The organism is Flavobacterium araucananum, assembly GCF_002222055.1.
Taxonomy (GTDB): domain Bacteria; phylum Bacteroidota; class Bacteroidia; order Flavobacteriales; family Flavobacteriaceae; genus Flavobacterium; species Flavobacterium araucananum.
The window spans coordinates 44,850-65,283 of the sequence record NZ_MUGS01000035.1; the positions used below are offsets into that span (position 1 = coordinate 44,850).

The following is a 20,434-nucleotide window of genomic DNA, read 5'->3' on the forward strand; positions in this document are numbered from 1 at the left end:
ATGCTGTTTTTTATTGTAGAAAGAATCGCAAACGTTTTAGTTACAGAAATAACAATTTATTTGATAATTATAGATAATGTAAAAAAATACTGTTATTTTTTAATACTCATTAATTTTTAATCCAAAATAATAGTTAATTGCGATTTTGACCTCCTTTTTTTTCCATTTTACCCCTCCTTAAAAGTTTTAATTAAACATTTCTTTGCAGTAATAGTAATGTGTTAGTAGCATTATTGTGTATAATTTAAGTGTTTGTTTTAGGATAAGTTTTTATCTGAATTTAAAGAATTGAGCCTTCTTTAAAACAAGATTGTAAGAGTTGGTTTTACACTTTACTTATCAAACCCGCAGAAAAAAAATCTGCGGGTTAAAATAAATCCCAAAAGAATGTTTTCATGAGAAGAGTCATTAGAAAAGGAGATAATTGGTCCATTAGATCATTATCGCCGTTGCTCAATATCTCGTTATCGAATTATAAAAAATAGTACATGAGAAAATTATTAAACCTGACCAATTATCTAATGCTCTCATCTTCTAATTATCAAATTAAATAAACTAACTAACCTAACCTTAAAATTAAAGAAATGAAAAAAAATCTATTTTTATTTTTTCTTACTCTTTTTGCCGCCCTTTTTTCAGGATGTCAAAATAACGAATCCGGTTTTCCAAGTTCTGATAATCCTACTGTTGTTGTCTCGACAAAAGAGATTTATGGAGCACCAAGCCGGAAATTTGAAATCAAAGCCGCAGTGGCAGATGATTTAGGCTTACAGAGTGTGAGAATTCAAATTCCTGAATTGTCACTGGATAAAGTCATTGCTTTTGCAACAGACCCTTTGCTTAAAACGTATGATTTGAGCTATTTTTTTGAAGTTCCAGCCACTAGAGGAACTTCTGAAGCCTTCAAGATAAAACTAACCATTACCGATGTTTCCGGCAATTCGATAGATCAGGATATCAATTTGCGCCTTGACGGAGAATTTGCTGCACCATCGATCTCAATGATTACTCCAAAAGACGGAGCAGTTATATTGTTATCAACCAGCAATCAAATGCCCGTGAATTTTGTTGTAAACGACGATTCTGGTATCGATTACATTGAGGTTAAATGTGCCGAATTGGGGATCGATGAAAAAGTTCAATTGTCAGGAGCACCACAATCATATACTTTCAATAAAACGTACACATTGCCAGTAACCGCAGCAAATTATGTATTGAGCATTACGGCTAGAGATAAATTTGCGATACCAAACACAGGAACTTTAAATGTAAATATTGTTGCTACAAACGAATACCCTGCGATTTATTTATGCGATCAGCCCAAAGGTACCAATCTTACAACTGATGCAGTGGGAGTGCCAATGTACTTTCATGAAAAAAACGGACAAGATTTCGAATTTAAATATTATGCTGATAAAGACAATAAAGAAGTTTATTTCTTAGGTCAGGAATCAGATTTTGCTCCACACTGTTTTGGTTTGAACGAAGCAGGAACCTTAGTTGATGATGTTGTGTCAACTCCAATTATTTTGCCAACAAAAGGATATTACAACATAAAAGTAAATCCTAGTACATTGGTTTATACCGTTACAAAATATACACCTTCAAGCAAAGTCTGGGCTGATGTTGCCAACGGCTTATGGCATGACGAAGAGGCAAAACGAAAACCTTTTGTAAGTGTTTGCGGAGCCGGAATTCAGGGTGCAGACTGGGATACCTGGACCGCTTGGGTTCAGACAGGATTACATCTGGCAAATAACCCCAATAACCCTTATCAATTGATAGGCGAATATACTTTGACAGGACAGGTAGAGGCTACTTTTACAGGTCAATGGTGGAGTCCGTCATGGAGATTAATCAAAAACGGAATCGCTACAATGTCACCGGGAGAAAACGGAAATGCCAAATATCCGGCAACTCCGGGAGTATACAAAGTAGTTCTTGATACAGAGTTGGAAAGAGTCTTTATCACAAAAAAATAGTTGTTAGAGCCGTTGCTTGTAACATTTAATAAAAAAATATCTTACTATGAAACATAGATTTATAGGGTTATGTATGGTCCTGTTGTGCAGTGTTGCAACATTTGGACAGATAACAGTAAAAGGAACCGTTAAGGACAAAGGCAATGTGCCAATTCCGGGAGTAAACTTGATGGTAAAAGGAACTACAACAAACGGAGCTACAGATTTTGATGGAAATTTTACGATTTCTGTTCCAAATAAAAATGCTCAGATTGAGTTTTCTTTCATTGGCTTTGCCAACAAAACAGTTCCCGTAGGCGATAAAACAGTTTTTGATGTTACGATGGAAGAATCCAGTCAGGCACTGGATGAAATTGTGGTAGTAGGTTATGCTGCTGTTAAAAAAAGTGATGTAACCAGTTCGATTTCTTCAATAAAAGGAAAAGAACTTCAAACCATGACCGTTGGTAACGTTGCAGAATCTTTGCAGGGTAAAGTTGCCGGTGTTCAGGTTACAGGTCAGGGTGGTCCCGGTGCACAGCCAAGAGTTTTAATTCGTGGTATATCGACAATAAATTTAAGTACAGACCCGCTTTATGTTATTGACGGAATCCCGATGGGTACAAGCATTAACTTTTTGAGCAATAATGAGATTGAATCTATGGAAGTTTTAAAAGATGCTTCTGCCAGTGCAATCTATGGCTCCCGTGCTTCGAATGGTGTTATCCTGATTACAACCAAAAAAGGAAAAGCAGGTAAAACGAGGTTCAATTTTGATATGAGTTCAGGGATTCAGATGATGAATAACCCTTATAATATGGCAAATGCCGAGAACTACGCTACAATTATGAACAAAGCGTATAACAATTCTGGTTATGCAGATTATTTGCCAAACCCATCACAATACAATGGTAAAACGACAGACTGGTGGAAAGCCGGAATCAAATCCGGTGCTCCTGTAACCAATGCTTCGCTGGGCGTTAGCGGTGGTTCAGATAAACATACCTATTCGATTAGTTTAAATTACTATAACTCAGAATCGATTTATGAAGTGGGCGGATGGAAAAGAATTACAATGCGTATCAATAACGACTTCAAATTCTCTGATAAATTCTCTGCCGGAGTTACTTTAAACCCTCGTTACGAAACGTATGGTTCTCCTAATAACTGGGCTGATTTTGATAGAATTGATCCTATCACGCCAATTTACAAACCGGCAGATCAATTGACAGGACTAGAAAATGAATATAGTATTTATGCACGTTCTCCATCGTATGTCTGGAATCCGGTTGCAGCTGTAAAACGTTATGATGATTTTACAGATCAGTACAACTTAAATACCAATGGATATTTGCAATATCAGCCTATAAAAGGATTAGTGTTTCGTACACAGGCCTCTATCGAAGTGGGAGATAAAACACAAAGTATTTTTAGACCTGATTTTATAATTGATGCAGCACACGAAAAAGCAGAGATTAATAGTGTAGAAAGAACAAATACTACAAATGTCGATTGGACCTGGCAAAATACAGCGACTTATACCAGAACATTTGCAGGAAAGCACAATGCTTCGTTAATGATTGGTAATACTATGGAAGAGTACAATGGCAACGATGTTTGGGGGTATGGCGAAGGTGTGCCTAACAATACAGATGCTATGAGAGAAGTAAATGCCGCTACCAAAAACCGCAATAGTAAGGGCAACAGCTGGTCCAGCTCTTTGATGTCATACATTTCGCGTTTCTCGTATAACTATGACAATAAATATTATTTTACAGGAACTTTTAGACGTGATGGTTCTTCAAAATTTATGACCAATAATAAATGGGCAAATTTCCCTTCGGCTTCTGTTTCCTGGAGAGTTTTGAACGAAAGGTTTATGGAGTCTGCAAAAGATGTTTTAAGCGATTTGAGATTTAGGGCAGGTTGGGGAAAAGTAGGGAATCAAAATTTACCAGCCGCAGTTTACCAATCAAATATTGGGCAGGGTTTTTATCCTATAGCAGGTAATATTGTAGATACCTCATTCCCGTCATCAATGGCAAATAAAGATATTAAATGGGAAACGGTCGAAGATATCAGTTTTGGACTTGATTTTGGATTATGGAAAAATAAACTTTCAGGATCTTTAGAATATTACCAAAAGAAAACGAATGATATGTTGTTCAAAAAACAATTTCCAACATACAGTGGCTTTCCTGGCTATTCGACCATCTGGACAAACGTAGGTTCTATGCAATCCAGCGGTATCGATTTATTGGTTTCTTACAAAGATAAAAAAGGAAATTTTACTTATGGAGTCGACGTTACTTTTACTACTGTAAATGTAGAAATGTTGTCTTTATCATCTGAAGGAGAAAGGCTTTACGGAGCCGGAAACAGAACGCTAACGGTAAAAGGCGAAGAACCGGGATATTTTTACGGATATGTTGCAGATGGTTTATTTCAAAATCAAACACAACTTAATGCACATACAGACGAGCACGGGACCAAATTGCAACCGTATGCTCAGGTTGGCGATATTCGTTTTAAGGATGTAAATGGTGACGGAAAACTGGACGATAAAGACCGAACAAAGATAGGATCACCCTGGGCGGATTATAATGTGGGATTGAATTTGACATTGGCATACAAACAGTTTGATCTGGTAGCAAATTTTTACTCCAGTATAGGAAATGATATCGTAAACCAAAACATTTCAGACCTATACAACGGGGCCAGTTTAACGAATAAAGTAAACGGATTAGATCAAATGGCGTGGCATGGCGAAGGAACGTCAAACTATGTCCCTCGTTTATCTAAAGATGATAACAACGAAAACTTTACAAAATTCTCTTCTTTTTATGTTCAGGATGGATCTTTTGTACGCATGAAAAACCTTCAGGTAGGATTTTCATTCTATAATAAATTTGGTTTAGATAAACTGAGAATTTCATTATCAGGTCAGAACTTATGGACCTGGACAAAGTACACCGGAGTCGATCCGGAAGTTGCAGGTGGTGATCCTAAACAAGACGATGGAGTCAAAGGTTCCGGTTTTGGAGGATGGAATTATCCGGTTCAGCCAACCATTTTGATGGGACTTAATGTAGCATTTTAATAAAAAAAGACATGAAAAAAACGATATTATCAATACTAGCTTTTTCTCTAATTGCAGTTTCATGCAGTGATTTTATTGAAAAAGACCAAAGGGGAACTCAAACTTTAGAAAACTACTTTCAAACTGCACAAGAATGCGAGAATTATGCCAATGAATTAACGCAAAGATTATTACTGGCAAAGGATTGGTATGCTTTGGTTGCACCACGAGTTACCAACGAAATGTCGACAGATGATGCCTGGATGGGGAACACAGGGCAGGATAACAGTGCACACAGACCAAGTTCGCAATACTTGATTACACCGGATAATATGGGCGATATGAACAGTATTTATACTGCGCATTATTATACCATTCAATCTGCAAATATAGGTTTGGAGAAAATGGCAATTTCACCAATTTCAGAGGCTCAAAAAAATCAATACATGGGAGAATCACTATTTGTGCGTGCCTACTGTTATTATGAGTTGGTAAATCTTTTTGGAGCAATTCCGTTGTACACAAAATCACTTGGAACGGCAGATCTAAAATTAAAACGCAGTCCTGCTACCGAGGTTTATGCTCAAATCGAAGCAGATCTAAAAGAATCTGCTGCAAAATTGGATAATACTCCCGTAGCGAGAAACGGCAGAATCAATAAATGGGCTGCTTATGCTTTATTGGCACGTGTATCATTATTTCAGGAAAAATGGGCAGAAGCAAAACTATATTCCAACAAAGTTATTACAGAGGGACCATTTGCCTTAGAAACAGATTTCCTGAACATCTGGAATGTAAATAACCATAACGGTATAGAATCGATTCTAGAAGCGCAAACTTCGTCTGTACAAGACAAAGAGTTAGGGGCTGCTTTACCAACTTTATCGGGCGCCAGAGGCGAAGACAAGAAAAATTTTCCAAGTAATAATGCTCAGGATGTTTTAGACGGATGGGGATGGTGTATGCCAACCAGCGATCTTGAAAACGCCTATCTTTCTGAAAATGATGTAATTCGCCGCAGAAGCACCATTACCAAATGGGGAGAAGCGGCCTACGGAGATGAGGTTTTGAACCCAACCCATAAATTTAGTTTAAACGACAATAAATCAGGACGCATTTGCCGTAAATATTATATTCCGGTTGCCACGCGTCGTGCACTAGATAAAAAAGACGGACACTTACCCTTAAATATTCCGTTGATTCGTTTAGCAGAGATGTACCTGACAAGAGCAGAAGCAAATTATCATACCGGCGGAGATGCTTTAGGAGATATCAATATCATTAGAGCACGGGTAAAATTAGATCCTAAAACAGGTTTATCAGGACCAACACTTTTAAAACAAATTTACAAAGAGCGTCGTTTAGAGTTAGCTTTCGAAGGATTACGTTTGTTTGATATTCGTCGCGAAAAAGACCCAAATACAGGAAGACCGGTTATCGAATCGCTAATGGGACCAAACGGAACATTTGTTCAATACAATCTAAATTCGACAGATCCATACGAAACAACCAACCTGAGAGAACCTCAGGATAAAGGAATCAATTTTAATCCTGCAAAACACTTATTGTGGCCAATACCACAGTTGGAAATTGATTTAAGTGGGGGATTAATTACTCAAAATCCGAATTACTAAAATGAAAATTATCATAAACAACAAAGTAAGTCTGCTGTGTGCAGGCTTGCTTTTCGCAAACTCTTTTATGGTGAGTTGCGACTCTGAAAATAATGCAAATTCAGGCGCTGAAAATAGTATTGCCGAATTGAGTATTAGTCTGGATACAAACCTTCAGACGATGGAAAACTTTGGTGCCTCGGATGCCTGGCAATCTAATTTTATAGGAAAAAATTGGCCTTTGGATAAAAAAAATAAAATTGCCGATTTACTATTTAGCAAAGAAGTAGATGCAGACGGAAATCCTAAAGGAATTGGATTGTCTTTATGGCGTTTTAACCTTGGTGCAGGAAGTACAGAACAAGGAGATGCAAGCGATATTACCGATGAGTGGAGACGTACAGAATGTTTTACTACAGATGGTGTTACGTATAATATGAACAAACAAGCCGGTCAGGTTTGGTTCATGAAAGCGGCGAAAGAACGTGGTTTAGAAAAATTACTGGCGTTTACAAACAGTGCTCCGGTTTATTTAACACAAAACGGAAAAGCTCATGCAAGCATCAAAGAATTTTATAATCTTAAGGAGGGTAAAATGCCGGAATTGGCAGATTTTTGGGCGACATCTTTAGAGAAACTAAAAACAGAACACGGTATAACAATCGACTATGTATCTCCGTTTAATGAGCCACAATACGAGTGGGATGGTTCAGGGCAGGAAGGTTCTCCGGCGACAAATGCCAATATCTACAGTTTTGTAAATATCCTGTCTCCAAAATTACAATCAAAAGGACTAGAAGCTAAAATTGTAGTAGGAGAAGGCGGTTCATACGAATCATTGTATAAAACGATTTCAGGAAAAGAAAGCAGGTCGAACCAAATAGATTATTTCTTTGGAGTAAATTCGGCTAAAAATATTGCAGGATTAAGCAACGTAAAAAAGACCATTTCGGCACACAGTTATTGGCAGGTATGGCCTTTGACAGAGTTGGTTAATTCCAGACAATCTGCTGCTGTAAGAACACAATCTGTTGCGGGATTAAGTCTTTGGTCATCAGAATATAGTATTTTAGAAAGTCCGGGAACAGCTGAGTTACCTGGTGGAGCAGGTCCGGGAAGAGATTTAGGAATTCAGACCGCACTATGGACCGCTCGTATTATAAGTACTGATATTGCCGTTGGAGGTGTTTCGTCCTGGCAATGGTGGACCGCAATTAGTCGTGGCGATTATAAAGACGGATTAGTTCATGTTGATGATGGTTCCGGCAACGGAGCAGGAAATGCAGATTATTGCAAAAACGATGGTTATATAAGAGATTCCAAAACACTTTGGGCGCTGGGCAACTTCTCGTTTTTTGTAAAACCGGGAATGGTTAGAGTTCAAACCCCGGGTATTGATAATGCCACTTCTGTAAATGGTGTAATGGTAACGGCCTACAAAGATGCAGCCACAAAAAAATTAGTAGTAGTAGCGGTCAACGTGAGTAAATCAGCAAAAAGCTATAAATTAAATCTTTCAGGAGGCACACTGACAGATAATAAATTTACGCCTTATACAACTTCTGAAACATTGAGTTTGAAAAAAGGGGCAACAGTCGACGCCACTAATTTTGAAATTCCGGCAAGGTCAATTGTTACCTATGTAGGGAGTTACAAATAAAAGGTTTAAGTCGCAGTCAGAATCCTGAAACCTGAAAAAAAACAAATTAAGAATAACATAAAGCTTAGAACCTTATAATCTTAGCAACTTAGAACCTTTAAAAAAAATGTTTACAAAAAAGATCCTACTACCCGTATTGCTCTTCTCCTGTTTATCTGCATTTAGTCAGATATCATTTGGAGATTCAAAAAAAATCAATGACAACTGGAAATTCAATCTTAAGGATACTCCGGAGGCTCAAAAAGCAACGTACGACGATAGCAAATGGCAATTGGTAAATGTACCACATGACTGGAGCGTAAAAGGACAACTAAGCCCAACATTGGCAAGTTGTACCGGTTTCCTGCCGGGCGGAATTGGATGGTACCGCAAATCGATTACAATTCCGCAAAGTAAAACAGGCGAGAAAGTCTATTTGTATTTTGAAGGCGTTTACAACAGAAGCGAAGTTTTTATCAACGGACATTCTTTAGGGAAGCGACCAAATGGCTATATTTCATTTGCTTATGATGCAACTCCCTTTGTAAAATATGGAGCAGAAAATACGATTTCAGTTCGTGTAGACCACAGTCAAAGTGCTGATTCCAGATGGTATACCGGATCAGGCATTTACAGAGATGTTTGGTTGGTATATGCCAATCCGGTTCATATCGCACAATGGGGCGTTTATGTCTATCCGGAAGTGAGCAAAGCAACCGGAACATTGAATGTTGAGGTTGAGGTAGAAAATGGTGCTGCAACAAAATCAAACCTTACCGTGGTCAATGAACTGATCTCAAAAGACGGAAAATCTGTTGGAAAATCAGCGACAAAAGTGGAAGTTGCTGCCAATAAAAACGGAAAAATTTCAACTAAAATAAATGTAAAAAATCCTGAACTATGGGATTTAGAGCATCCAAATTTATATCAGTTAAAAACAACCGTTTTTAAAGACGGAAAACAAATAGATGAAACCATTACAAAAACAGGTTTCAGAAATTTTACATTCGATCCCAACAATGGTTTTGCATTAAACGGACAATGGATGAAAATGAAAGGCGTTTGTTTGCATCATGATGCAGGAGTGTTAGGTTCTGCAGTTCCCAGAGAAGTTTGGGAAACCAGACTTAAAACACTTAAAGAAATTGGTGTAAATGCAATACGTACCAGTCATAATCCGCAAGCACCGGTTTTTTATGAGCTTTGCGACGAGTTAGGATTACTGGTTTTAAACGAAGCTTATGACGAATGGGAATTTCCAAAACGCAAGTGGTTAGAAGGCTGGAATTATGGTACTCCGGGATTTGAAGGTACATTTGATATTTTTGCCGATTATGGAGAAAAAGATCTTGAAGATTTTGTACGTCGTGACAGAAACCATCTTTCGGTTTTTGCATGGAGTATTGGTAATGAAGTAGATTATCCAAACGATCCTTATTCGCATCCCGTTCTTGATAAAGGAAAAGACGGTTTTGGACAAGCAGCTTATGGAGGTTATAAAAAAGAAGCACCGGATGCAATGCGTCTTGGAGTACTTGCAAAACGTTTGGTTGCAGCAGTAAAAAAATACGATAAATCTCGTCCTACCACTGCGGGACTGGCAGGTGTTGCAATGTCTAATGAAACAGAATATCCGGGAGCATTAGATATTACAGGATATAATTATACAGAAAGTAAATACCAATCTGACCATCAAAAATATCCAAACAGAGTGATTTTTGGCAGCGAAAATGTTCACGATATGGAACCTTGGCTCGCAGTAAAAAATAACAAACATATTTTTGGACAATTTTTATGGACAGGGATCGATTATTTGGGAGAATCAGGACGATGGCCTTCAAGAGGATTTTACTCCGGATTGGTTGATTTTGCAGGAGTTATCAAACCAAGAGGATATTTTCGTCAATCATTATGGTCAGATAAACCAATGGCTTATGTAGGGACTTATCCTTTGCAAAACGATAAAGATGTTTCTAAAGATGCCTGGGCAATCTGGAATTATGCTCAAGGCCAAAAAATTCGTGTGGTTTGTTACACCAATGCTGCAAAAGCACGCTTAGAATTAAACGGAAAAGTAGTTGGAGAAATAAAACAATACGACGAAAAAACCGGAATTATCTATTGGGATATTCCGTTTGCTTCAGGAAAACTGGAAGCAATTGGTTTAAGCAAAGACGACAAAGAAGTGAGCAGATATGCCATAACGACGACACAACAACCTGTAGAATTAACAATTGCAGATGCAAATATCACAATCAATAAAGACAAAGGTGTTGCCAAAATAATGGTTCAGATTAAGGATCAAAATGGTATACCAGTAATGCTTTCAGACAATGAAGTTACTTGTACAATAAGCGGCCCCGGAGTTTTATTAGGTCTTGAAGCAGGAAACAACAGCGACATGACAGATTATACAGATAATGTTCAAAGAGTTTATCACGGTCATATTGCAGCATACATTCAGGCAACTGGTGAAGCACAGCCCATAAAAGTGACGTTTACAAGCCAATGGCTAAAACCTGTAGAAGTAACGATTAATGTAAAATAAGAAATCACAATAATCTTTTATCCCGATAGTTATCGGGAATGGCAAAAAACAATGAAAAAGACATATTTTAGAGTGGTATTATTCTTGGCATTTTTTAATTTTTCAGAAGCTCAGAATAGCCCCAAAGGAACTCCGCCAGTACTTGCAGATAAAGATCTGACAGCATATTTGTTCGTTTATTTTACAGGAAATAAGGTCGAAGAAGAAGCCTTGAGATATGCTGTAAGTACAGATGGTTATCATTATTATCATCTCAACAATAATAATCCTGTACTAGATAGTAAAGATATTAGTGCTACGGGCGGCGTTCGTGATCCACATATTTTGCGCGGCGACGATGGTAAGACCTTTTATATGGTTTTGACAGATATGACTTCCTCAAAAGGGTGGGACAGTAATCGTGCGATGATTTTACTTAAAAGTACAGATCTTATAAAATGGGAGAATAGTATGGTGAACATTCAGACCACTTTTCCGGGAAATGAAAACCTGAAACGTGTTTGGGCGCCACAAACTATTTATGATGCCAAAGCAGGAAAATATCTGATCTATTTTAGTATGCAACATGCAGGAGGTCCTGATAAGATCTATTATGCCTATGCCAATAAAGATTTTACAGGTTTAGAAAGTGCTCCAAAATTGTTATTTGTACCAAAATCTCAAAGAGCTTGTATTGACGGTGATATTATTGAGAAAGACGGTGTTTATCATCTTTTTTATAAAACCGAAACTGAAAATGCCGGAATAAAAGTAGCCACCACAACTGATCTGACTTCCCGAAAATGGGTTGAAAACGATAATTATCTGCAACAAACAAAAGATGGTGTTGAAGGATCAAGTGTTTTTAAACTCAACAATTCGGATGAATATATCCTGATGTACGATGTTTATACAAAAGGAAAATATCAGTTTACAAAAACAAAAGATCTGGAGAATTTTACAATTATCGATACTGATATTTCAATGGATTTTAATCCGCGTCACGGAACTATTTTGCCCATAACACGCTCTGAATTAAGAAGACTTATTGGGAAGTGGGGAATGCCTGAGAAATTGCCAGAAATAAATAACAATCCGGTTCTGGAAGGCTATTATGCTGATCCTGAAATTTTATATTCAAATAAAACCAGAAAATATTATATCTATCCAACAAGCGATGGTTTTGATGGTTGGTCAGGAAATTATTTTAAAACTTTTTCATCTGATAATTTAACGGATTGGAAAGACGAAGGAATTATTTTAGATCTTAGAAAAGATGTAAGTTGGGCAAACAGAAACGCTTGGGCACCTTGTATTACAGAGAAAAAGGTAAAAGGAAAGTACAAGTATTTTTACTATTTTACAGCGGCTCAAAAAATTGGTGTTGCCTCTTCTGACAATCCAAACGGACCTTTTAAGGATAGCGGTAAAGCTTTGATACGTACAAAACCAGCAGGCATAAAGGAAGGTCAGGAAATTGATCCGGATGTTTTTACCGATCCCAAGACAGGAAAAAGTTATTTGTATTGGGGAAATGGATATTTGGCTGTAGCCGAGTTGAATGCAGATATGGTTTCGATAAAACCGGAAAGTACTAAAATAATTAAAGTCGATAATACATTTCGCGAAGGGACTTATGTATGCTATCGTAAAGGGACTTACTATTTTATGTGGAGCGAAGATGATACCAGAAGCCCTAATTATAAAGTAAGATATGGAACATCCAAATCGCCATTAGGTCCAATTGAAATTTTAGAAAATAATATTGTAATACAAGGAAATCCGGATCAGGGAATTTATGCAACGGGACATAACTCGATATTACAGATTCCAAATAAAGACGAATTGTATATTGTATATCACAGATTCTCCTATCCTACAGGAATAAAAATGGGCGATGCAGCAGGTTTTCATCGCGAAGTTTGTATTGATAAACTCGAATTTAATCAGGACGGAACTATCAAACAAATGATTCCGACTCAGGAAGGAATCAGGACAAAAAAATAAAGTTTTTGCAATTTAATTTATATAATAATTTATTTAGTTTATGCGCTGGTATTTTGATTAAAATGCTGTATGATGTGTTTGGGAGCTGCGATTACTTGTCTTCGACTATGGTCAAACCATTCTATTTCTTTGGTAACCTCGGCACAGCATTCGTTTTTCGAATTAAAAAAACAACTTTTAATAGTGATTTTATCATCGATATAACAATGTTGCATCTCTACAAAAAAGTGTTCGGTAAAGATTAGATTTTTATAACAAATTAAAACATGATTTCTTTCTTGCAAACCCAGGTGCAGGGCATTAAGTTTCTCTTTCGAAAATCCGTTGGCAAACAAAAAATGATACAATAATCTAAGTGTGTAGGAGACATATGCCGTACTTTCCATTACCATAAAATCATTTACGTCTTCTCCTGTAACGATATACTTTTTACCGGTCATTTTAATTTTATTTAGCATTACTATTGATAGAAAAATTAAAAAAGGTCAGTTTGGATAAAACTGACCTTTATGGCATTAGTCCTGTTTATTGATCTTCCAAAATCAAAAAGTTTCTTTGTTTAGTTACTATTTTAGGGTGGGATTAATCTTTTGATAAATAGCTGGTTATGTGTATTTAAAATAAGTAAAACGCCTTTTTTAAAAGTACAAAAGCTATGTTTCTATGTGTTAAAATTAATTACAGCCAACGGTTTATTTAACTAATAAAAAATTGTAGGTAATTTTAATTTTATCGGCAATCTTTTTTCTCACCATGCTTGGGATTTCAATATCATAATCTTCCGGTTTTACTTCAAATGAGCCTATGGCAATAACTCCGTTGGCTGCTTTCGAAACTTTTACGATTACAGATACGGGTTTTGTTTTGCCATGAATGGTAAGATCTCCGTTTAGCGTAAAATTTTTGGGCGTATTTGTAATTTTAGAAACATCAAAATCTTCTATTTTACCTTTGAGCGTTGCTTTTGAAAATTTTTCAGATTCCATATAATTTTCATTAAAATGCTCCTCCATTAAGGCCACTTTAAACCTGAAACCTTTTATAAAAACCAAGGCAGCAAAATCTCCTGTTGCTTGTTCTAAAACGGCAGATACACTTTTGTTTTCGGCAGCGACTTCTTCATACGAAGGCATAGTAGCCTGAAATTTTATACTACCCGTTTTAGTGATTAGTTTTTGTGCAAATCCTTGTGTACCGGAGATAAAAAGGGACAGTACAACGACGAAATTAATAAGCGTTTTTTTCATAATGATTAATTTTCTTTAAGTCCGTCCGTATTCCATTTTACAATAATATCGATATTGGCCTGAGACATTCTTCCTGCCTGAGGCATGATTCCCTGTTGCCCGCTTTGCAATTGAATTCTATTCAATAAACCGGCGTTTTCAACCGCTACTTTTACCTCGGCATAAGTCGTTAATGGTCTAAAACCAGCAGATCTTCCGTTTTGGTGACAGCCTACGCAATTGGCATCAATAATTGATTTTACATTTTTAGTATAAGTAGTTGCCACTACAGGTTCTGGCGTAGTTACCGGTCCTGGAGGTGTAACTACTACCGGAGGGGTTTCGATATCCTGGTAAGTGTCAGAATCACTGCAGCTTGCAAATGCAGCCAGTAAGATTGTAAGTGCTATTATTTTTTTCATAAGTTGTTGTTTATAATTTTTAAAATACCCTGTATAAGTTAAATCCGAAAAAGAAATCTCCTTTGCCCCAATTTCCGGATGCGTTGGTTAGATACCCACTCTCGCTCATGGATTGTGAATTGGTAAATATTAGTTGAAAAACGTGTCCGCCTGTTTCTACATCCAAACCTACAGACAAAGGATTTTCATAAAAGTTAGGGTTGTCAAAATTGTGCATGTATTCTAAATTGACAGACAATCGTTTTGTGATTTTATAGCGTCCGCCTCCGCCAAAAGAAAACTGATTATCGTTTTCTATATCAGGATTGTAAAGGTTTCTGTGCACAAATGAAGGCACTAACTCTAAGGATAGTTTTTGGTTTATTTTTCTGGATATCAACAACTGTTGTACGTAGGTCATACGATGCTTAAACTCTAAGCCCGGGTATTGATCTTTTTCTAAAAATGTATTGATATCCGCAACACTATAACCAACAATATCTACAGGAAAACTGGCATCTTGTCTCATCATTCGGTATTTTACCCCGGTTTCATACATTTTGTTTAAGGTGTGTCTGGAAAGGCTTACAGACAACCAATCTGTAACACCATAAATACCACCCAGTTTTGTGGTGGCATTGTCAAGACCAAAAAAACTGTCTAAACCATCTTTGACAGTTCCAAAACGGTGGGAAACAACAAAATAAAACTCTTTTTTTGCAGGCATTTTGGTTGTTTGTAAGGTGACCAGCTGCAAAGCTTTAAAAGTTGCTGTAGAGTAGGTGTCTTCTACCTTAGTAGAATCAAGACTCTTTAGTAAATCATCTTGCGAATATGCCATCGAGGCTAAAAAAAAGCAGATTGGGACTAAAAACTTTTTCATAAATTGATTAATTGGTTTATTTATTATTAAGGGTGCATTGGTCTAGCTTTACTTCGTCAAACAGTTCATCATAACCAATACATTTGCCTTTTACAGTTACATTAGTATGGAGAAGCTTTTTGTTTATTTTTTGAGTAAAAAGGCAAAAAACAGTATTTTCAATTATAATTTCAGAGCCTGTTTCTTTGGTTACTCTGCCCGTTATTTCAATAGTTTTATTGAGATAGAGCAAATTTGCTTTTTCTGGATTTGAGTTGTAATCCTGAAGTAATTTTGTTGCTGTTAGACTATAATCCGGCATTTCGGATGCTATATTTCGGGCTTCCTTAAAGAGAAAACCGTAATAAAAATAAATGCCTGCCGAAGCCACTATCAATAGGGCTGCAATTACAAATGCTATTTTTTTTCTTTTCATATTTATTCTTTTGATAAGATTCAATAGTAAAACAGCTTTGATGCAAATTACCCTACCAAAAAAATGTTATTTTGTAAAAAAAAATCAAATTAGTCCAACAGAACATTGAACTAATTTGAAAAACAATGTGTTACACAAACACATTAATAAATAGTATTGGAATATGGTGTTTTTTAGATCGCAAGTGGCGAGTCTTTTACAGGCACAGGCCAAACACCGGGACTAGGGAAACTAATTCCTTTATTGGCACCTCTTACACTAGCATCCTGTCCAAAATAATACAAAGGCCAGCCGTTGTAAGCCAGTTGAGATTTACCAAATACCGTAATTACAGAAAACTTAGATTTATCAAGAACAGAAGGAACAACAATTTTGTCTGTTTCGTATATTGGCCAAACAGCATTGTTTGAAAAGTCTGCTTTTGTAAAATTATTTTTCTTGAAATTATCATTTTTAAAAGTATACAGCGTCAATCCTTTAGCATCTGTAAAATAAGTTGTCAAGCCATCTCCAGCCGTATAATCAGACTTGTAGTTTTTGCCGTCGTGTCCTACAAGCTGGCTTCGTACCAGCATAATCGAATAATCTGGTTTTGCTATAAACCAAACGCCGCCAACTCCGTCTCCGGTTGTTTTACCGGCAGCTTCTGCTGTATTAGTACCTCCGTTGCCATAAGCATCAGTTCCTGAAACCGGTGCATAGTAATACAACGGCCAGCCTTTGTAGGTCAATTGTTTTTTGCCAGATGTAGTGGTTATAGTAGCAAAATCTGACAATGTTAATCCTGTACCTAATTTATCGGCTGTTAAATTATCTACAGAAAAAGCAGGCCATACAAGTTCACATCCTCCTGTACAAGATGCTTGTCCGTTTGCATCTGTTGAGAAAAAATACAAAGACCTTCCGCTTTTATCCGTAAGGTAAGAACCCAATGTAGCACTGGTAGAAAGGTTTACTTCTGTTTTTAGTTCCGGGGTAACAGGAGTTGTTGGAGTATCACTATTGTCGCTACTGCAGCTTACAAAAAATGTTGTTGCTGCAACAGCAACCAAAGCGAGTTTAAGTTGTTTTAATTTCATCGTTTTTTAATTTAATTTAATTGTAATGAGGTCATTTTACTATTGTTTGATCGGATCCAATAGTAAAACAGCTTTGATTCAGGTTACCCTACCAAAGAATTGTTATTTTATAAAAAAAGAAAAAAATGAAAAGTAATTTCTTGAGTGCCTTGCAGAACTAAGGTTAGAATGAAACTCTAAAACTCATGTTTGGAGTTCTTTGCAGGGAGAAAGTTTCGACCTCCTCTATAGAATTTGTCAGAGAACTAACTCTGTAATATTCGCTGATTTCATTTTTTCTGTTCAGGATATTCAAAATAGACAGACCTAATTTGTATTGAATTCCCTTTGCAGTTTCCCATTTGTAAGTAGAGGAAATATTAACCTGCGAAAAAATATGCACATTCGTATTGTTCGGTTTGTTGTATACCAATACAGGATCCGAAAGATCAATTTGAGAAAGATCAGGCGAAGTCTTTGGTCTGCCGGAAGACCATTTTGTACCCAGGGCTATTTTAAAATTATTTTTTTCATAAATTCCTGCCCACGATACCGTATGCATTAACTCAAAGTTGTTAGGGAAACTAGGGTATTCGTAATTGGCAAAGTGATAATTATTATGGTTATAAGTATAACTTAACCAGGTCAGGAAGTGATTCATTTTTTTCTGAACCAGCATCTCTGTCCCCAGAACTTCATAATCGCCAGTCATTCGAACAAATTCTAATTGGTTCTGGAAACCCTGGCTCGAAGTTATAATTCCGGATACTTTTTTATAGAAATTCTCTATATCCAGCAACCAGTCATTTTTTTTGTAGAATAGATTTAAAGAGATCTGTCTACTTTTCTGAATCGGGATTGTTGTATTATCAGAGATGATCCAGCGCCTTTTTTCAATACCAAAATAATCTTTTTGCAAATCAATAATTTGCTGCGAATTTTGACTTTTTAGCTCACCTAGTAATTCTAAATTTAGACTTTTGCTGATTCCATAACTAAATTGAACACGGGGTTCTATACTGTATTTTCTAAATTTTTCGATATAATTCATGCGCATTCCCACCTTAAAATAGATTCGGGAAAGCGTGTCTTTGTATTTTCCTTCTACAATTAAGGCATGTGTTTTTAATACGTCTTTTACTTTACGATAGAAATCAGGATTGCTTACCTGCTCTAAGTTTGTAACCCCAATCTCGTTATACTGATATCCATCATTAAAACTAAATTTATCGGTAAGGATATGGTTATTCTCTAAATTGATTCCATTATTATTGACCTTGTTTTCCTGAATTACGATTTGATTTCCAACAGTAGTTTTTTGGTCTGCCAGAAGTTCATAAGCAGAGTTGTAAACATTAATTTTGGTTGTATTAAAGTTGTTCCAGTTCCTTTTCCACGACAAATTTCCGCCATAGTTTTGCTGGCGTAAAATATTGTTCTCGGATTTATTTATGTCATATACAGTGGCACTCTGAAAAACCTCCAGATTGTCTTTGATGGTAATTAAATCCAGTACGATTTGATCTTTATTGCCTATTTTTTGAGCATACTTCAGAGTAGCATCATAAAAGCCAAATTTTTTGTCACTTCGATAATCGACATTTTGTTTTTCCGAAAAATCGGTAATTGTAGTGTTTTGAAACACTTTATTAAAATACTCTTTGTACGTAGGTGTTTCTACAAAATCAGTAATCGATTTACGTGCCGAAATTTCGATAGAACTCTTTTTCGAAAGATTGTACTTGGCATAAATATCTGCATTTATCATATTTATTCCTACACTGACAGCGTTTTTTTCTGTTGTTTCAGGAGTAGAGGAAATCGCTACTACACTGGAAACACTCTCTCCGTAAAAGGCAGAACTTCCGTTTTTATAGATAGAAATGGTGTGTGCCAAATTGGGATTAAAAACCGATATCAGACCAAAAAAATGTCCGGTTTGAAACATTCGGATTCCGTTCCATAAAAACAAATTCTGATCGTGCGTACCGCCGCGTACATTAATACTCGAAACGCTTTCGTCAAGACTGTTTACACCCGGAATTTGTTGCATCGTTTGCAAAGCATCAGGCTCTATAAGTCCTGGCAGAATACCAAATTTTTTAGGTTTAATCTCAAAGGAACCATCATTGTTTTTTGAAATCCCCGATGCCAGAATAGCATTTGCTTTAATTTCCTGAAGTTGTGTAATTTCAGGTTCTAATAGTATCTGGATACAGTTTTTGGAATTTGTATTGATTGCCATATTTTTTTTGGTTATAAAACCAACATGACTAATTAAAAAAGGAGTGGCGTCCGTTTTTTTAAACTCAAAATAACCGTTTGCATCAGTTGTTACCTGAGGAATATTAAGAATACTAATATTGGCATTTTCTATAGGTTTTTTATCTACGCTGGAAAAAACATATCCGCAGATTATTGGACCGTCAGTTTCTTTTTTATAAATATTAATGAACTTGTTTCCCAGGTTTTCAAAAGACAAATTGGTTTTTTTAGCCAGATATTGTAATTTTTGTTCTAGCGAAAGTGATTTTTTAGGCGGGTTTACTTGTAAGCCCACAATATTTTCTTCGGTATAATTAAAGCTAACCTGATGCTGCTGCTCAATATCAATAATAATTTTTTTAAAAGGCATGGCTTTTCCTTTGTCCTGAGCAGTAAGGTTCAGGACAAGGAAAAAGGTGAAAAACAAAAAATGAAATGATTTGGGGAGGAGCATTTATTTTTCGTCAAAAATTATTTTATTTCCGGAGACTTTTTTAGCCTCCAAATGATAGGTTGTACTAATAATTTGCAAAGCGACATTCAGGTCTTTAGTGGGCAATTTTCCTGTAAAAAGCGAAGTTGTATCTTTCGCATTCAGTTCGATCGTAATATTGTACTGCCTTTGAACTTCGTCTAACAGGCTTTTGATATTTTCTTTATAAAAACATATCTGATTGTCCATCCATTCCGGTTTTGACGAATTTACAACAGCGCTAAATTGTTTTCCGTTTTCGAAAGTTATACTTTGTCCGTGTGTTAATAAAATCTGAGTGTTTGCATAATTTACCTTCACACGTCCTTCATAACACACGACATCAAACCTGTTTTTTCTGGCTTTAACGTTAAATTGAGTTCCCAGAACAGATACTTTTCCCAGGCTGGTCTGCACTTCAAAGCGTCGGCCTTTGGCTACTCTGAAATAAGCTTCTCCTTTTAGTTCAAGACGCCTGTTATTGTCCCAGTTCCATTTTTTATACCTTATTTCCGAGCCGGAATTTAGGACTACTTCAGAATTATCAGGTAACGAAAAAGTGATTTTTTCTCCAAAATCTGCTTTCTGGGTCTGAAACATAAAAGTCTTCATTGCAAACGTAATTCCCAGTGCTAAAACAAAGATAGCAGCTGCCCTAAAGATCCATTTTTTATGTAGGGGAACTACTTTTGGAGCCACTTTATTCTGACTTAGAATGGTAGACAACATAGCGTTTTCATCCCAGTCATCCAGCGCTAAATGATCCGTATAATTTTTTATCTTTTGGTATTTTTCAAAATCGGGACTTGCTTCAAATTCAGCCAATTCATCCGGAGATAAATCATTGTTAAGCCATTTTGCTAATAAGCGATTCTTTTTCATTGTACA

Annotated in this window: 14 protein-coding genes; 6 read left to right on the forward strand and 8 right to left on the reverse strand. The window is 36.4% G+C overall.

Going from position 1 to position 20,434, the window contains the following annotated elements; genetic code table 11:
- Positions 1 to 584 precede the first annotated feature (584 nt).
- The 6 genes from B0A64_RS16405 to B0A64_RS16430 all read left to right on the forward strand — a co-directional run bounded on the left by B0A64_RS16405 (position 585) and on the right by B0A64_RS16430 (position 12,826).
- Complete coding sequence (locus B0A64_RS16405) at positions 585 to 1,982, forward strand: hypothetical protein (protein ID WP_089480585.1); 1,398 nt, start codon at positions 585 to 587, stop codon at positions 1,980 to 1,982.
- A gap of 46 nt (positions 1,983 to 2,028) precedes the next feature.
- The gene (locus B0A64_RS16410) at positions 2,029 to 5,061 is read left to right on the forward strand and encodes a SusC/RagA family TonB-linked outer membrane protein (RefSeq protein WP_089480586.1); all 3,033 of its coding nucleotides are present in this window, start codon (positions 2,029 to 2,031) and stop codon (positions 5,059 to 5,061) included.
- 11 nt (positions 5,062 to 5,072) lie between these two features.
- Entirely contained in the window at positions 5,073 to 6,674 is a 1,602-nt protein-coding gene (locus B0A64_RS16415; protein ID WP_089480587.1) for a RagB/SusD family nutrient uptake outer membrane protein, read from the forward strand.
- Position 6,675: 1 nt separating this feature from the next.
- Entirely contained in the window at positions 6,676 to 8,313 is a 1,638-nt protein-coding gene (locus tag B0A64_RS16420; RefSeq protein ID WP_089480588.1) for a glycoside hydrolase, read from the forward strand.
- A 106-nt stretch (positions 8,314 to 8,419) separates the two neighbouring features.
- Entirely contained in the window at positions 8,420 to 10,840 is a 2,421-nt protein-coding gene (locus B0A64_RS16425) for a sugar-binding domain-containing protein (protein WP_089480589.1), read from the forward strand.
- Between the two features lie 51 nt (positions 10,841 to 10,891).
- Entirely contained in the window at positions 10,892 to 12,826 is a 1,935-nt protein-coding gene (locus tag B0A64_RS16430; RefSeq protein WP_089480590.1) for a family 43 glycosylhydrolase, read from the forward strand.
- Positions 12,827 to 12,864: 38 nt separating this feature from the next.
- On the opposite strand, the gene B0A64_RS16435 is transcribed toward B0A64_RS16430, so the two are convergent.
- From B0A64_RS16435 to B0A64_RS16470, 8 genes are all read right to left on the reverse strand, one after another.
- On the reverse strand, positions 12,865 to 13,266 hold the full coding sequence (locus B0A64_RS16435) for a hypothetical protein (protein WP_089480638.1): 402 nt from the start codon (positions 13,264 to 13,266) through the stop codon (positions 12,865 to 12,867).
- Positions 13,267 to 13,518: 252 nt separating this feature from the next.
- Positions 13,519 to 14,073: a YceI family protein gene (locus B0A64_RS16440; protein WP_089480591.1), complete on the reverse strand. Its 555-nt coding sequence runs from the start codon at positions 14,071 to 14,073 to the stop codon at positions 13,519 to 13,521.
- Between the two features lie 5 nt (positions 14,074 to 14,078).
- The gene (locus B0A64_RS16445; RefSeq protein WP_089480592.1) at positions 14,079 to 14,474 is read right to left on the reverse strand and encodes a cytochrome c family protein; all 396 of its coding nucleotides are present in this window, start codon (positions 14,472 to 14,474) and stop codon (positions 14,079 to 14,081) included.
- Positions 14,475 to 14,493: 19 nt separating this feature from the next.
- Positions 14,494 to 15,336: a DUF5777 family beta-barrel protein gene (locus tag B0A64_RS16450; RefSeq protein ID WP_089480593.1), complete on the reverse strand. Its 843-nt coding sequence runs from the start codon at positions 15,334 to 15,336 to the stop codon at positions 14,494 to 14,496.
- A gap of 16 nt (positions 15,337 to 15,352) precedes the next feature.
- On the reverse strand, positions 15,353 to 15,751 hold the full coding sequence (locus B0A64_RS16455; RefSeq protein WP_089480594.1) for an OB-fold protein: 399 nt from the start codon (positions 15,749 to 15,751) through the stop codon (positions 15,353 to 15,355).
- 173 nt (positions 15,752 to 15,924) lie between these two features.
- Positions 15,925 to 16,830 (reverse strand): COG4315 family predicted lipoprotein, encoded by a 906-nt coding sequence (locus tag B0A64_RS16460; protein ID WP_089480595.1) that lies wholly within the window; start codon positions 16,828 to 16,830, stop codon positions 15,925 to 15,927.
- A 163-nt stretch (positions 16,831 to 16,993) separates the two neighbouring features.
- A complete protein-coding gene (locus B0A64_RS16465; RefSeq protein WP_244285434.1) occupies positions 16,994 to 19,501 on the reverse strand; it encodes a TonB-dependent receptor in 2,508 nt (835 codons plus the stop codon).
- 27 nt (positions 19,502 to 19,528) lie between these two features.
- Complete coding sequence (locus tag B0A64_RS16470) at positions 19,529 to 20,428, reverse strand: FecR family protein (protein ID WP_089480597.1); 900 nt, start codon at positions 20,426 to 20,428, stop codon at positions 19,529 to 19,531.
- Positions 20,429 to 20,434: the final 6 nt, after the last annotated feature.

Excerpts from the sequence above, each read along its gene's own strand:
- B0A64_RS16415 (WP_089480587.1), top strand. The coding sequence starts at position 5,073 with ATGAAAAAAACGATATTATCAATACTAGCTTTTTCTCTAATTGCAGTT.
- B0A64_RS16410 (WP_089480586.1), top strand. The coding sequence starts at position 2,029 with ATGAAACATAGATTTATAGGGTTATGTATGGTCCTGTTGTGCAGTGTT.
- B0A64_RS16405 (WP_089480585.1), top strand. The coding sequence starts at position 585 with ATGAAAAAAAATCTATTTTTATTTTTTCTTACTCTTTTTGCCGCCCTT.
- B0A64_RS16445 (WP_089480592.1), bottom strand. The coding sequence starts at position 14,474 with ATGAAAAAAATAATAGCACTTACAATCTTACTGGCTGCATTTGCAAGC.
- B0A64_RS16425 (WP_089480589.1), top strand. The coding sequence starts at position 8,420 with ATGTTTACAAAAAAGATCCTACTACCCGTATTGCTCTTCTCCTGTTTA.
- B0A64_RS16440 (WP_089480591.1), bottom strand. The coding sequence starts at position 14,073 with ATGAAAAAAACGCTTATTAATTTCGTCGTTGTACTGTCCCTTTTTATC.
- B0A64_RS16450 (WP_089480593.1), bottom strand. The coding sequence starts at position 15,336 with ATGAAAAAGTTTTTAGTCCCAATCTGCTTTTTTTTAGCCTCGATGGCA.
- B0A64_RS16470 (WP_089480597.1), bottom strand. The coding sequence starts at position 20,428 with ATGAAAAAGAATCGCTTATTAGCAAAATGGCTTAACAATGATTTATCT.
- B0A64_RS16455 (WP_089480594.1), bottom strand. The coding sequence starts at position 15,751 with ATGAAAAGAAAAAAAATAGCATTTGTAATTGCAGCCCTATTGATAGTG.
- B0A64_RS16420 (WP_089480588.1), top strand. The coding sequence starts at position 6,676 with ATGAAAATTATCATAAACAACAAAGTAAGTCTGCTGTGTGCAGGCTTG.
- B0A64_RS16435 (WP_089480638.1), bottom strand. The coding sequence starts at position 13,266 with ATGACCGGTAAAAAGTATATCGTTACAGGAGAAGACGTAAATGATTTT.
- B0A64_RS16430 (WP_089480590.1), top strand. The coding sequence starts at position 10,892 with ATGAAAAAGACATATTTTAGAGTGGTATTATTCTTGGCATTTTTTAAT.
- B0A64_RS16460 (WP_089480595.1), bottom strand. The coding sequence starts at position 16,830 with ATGAAATTAAAACAACTTAAACTCGCTTTGGTTGCTGTTGCAGCAACA.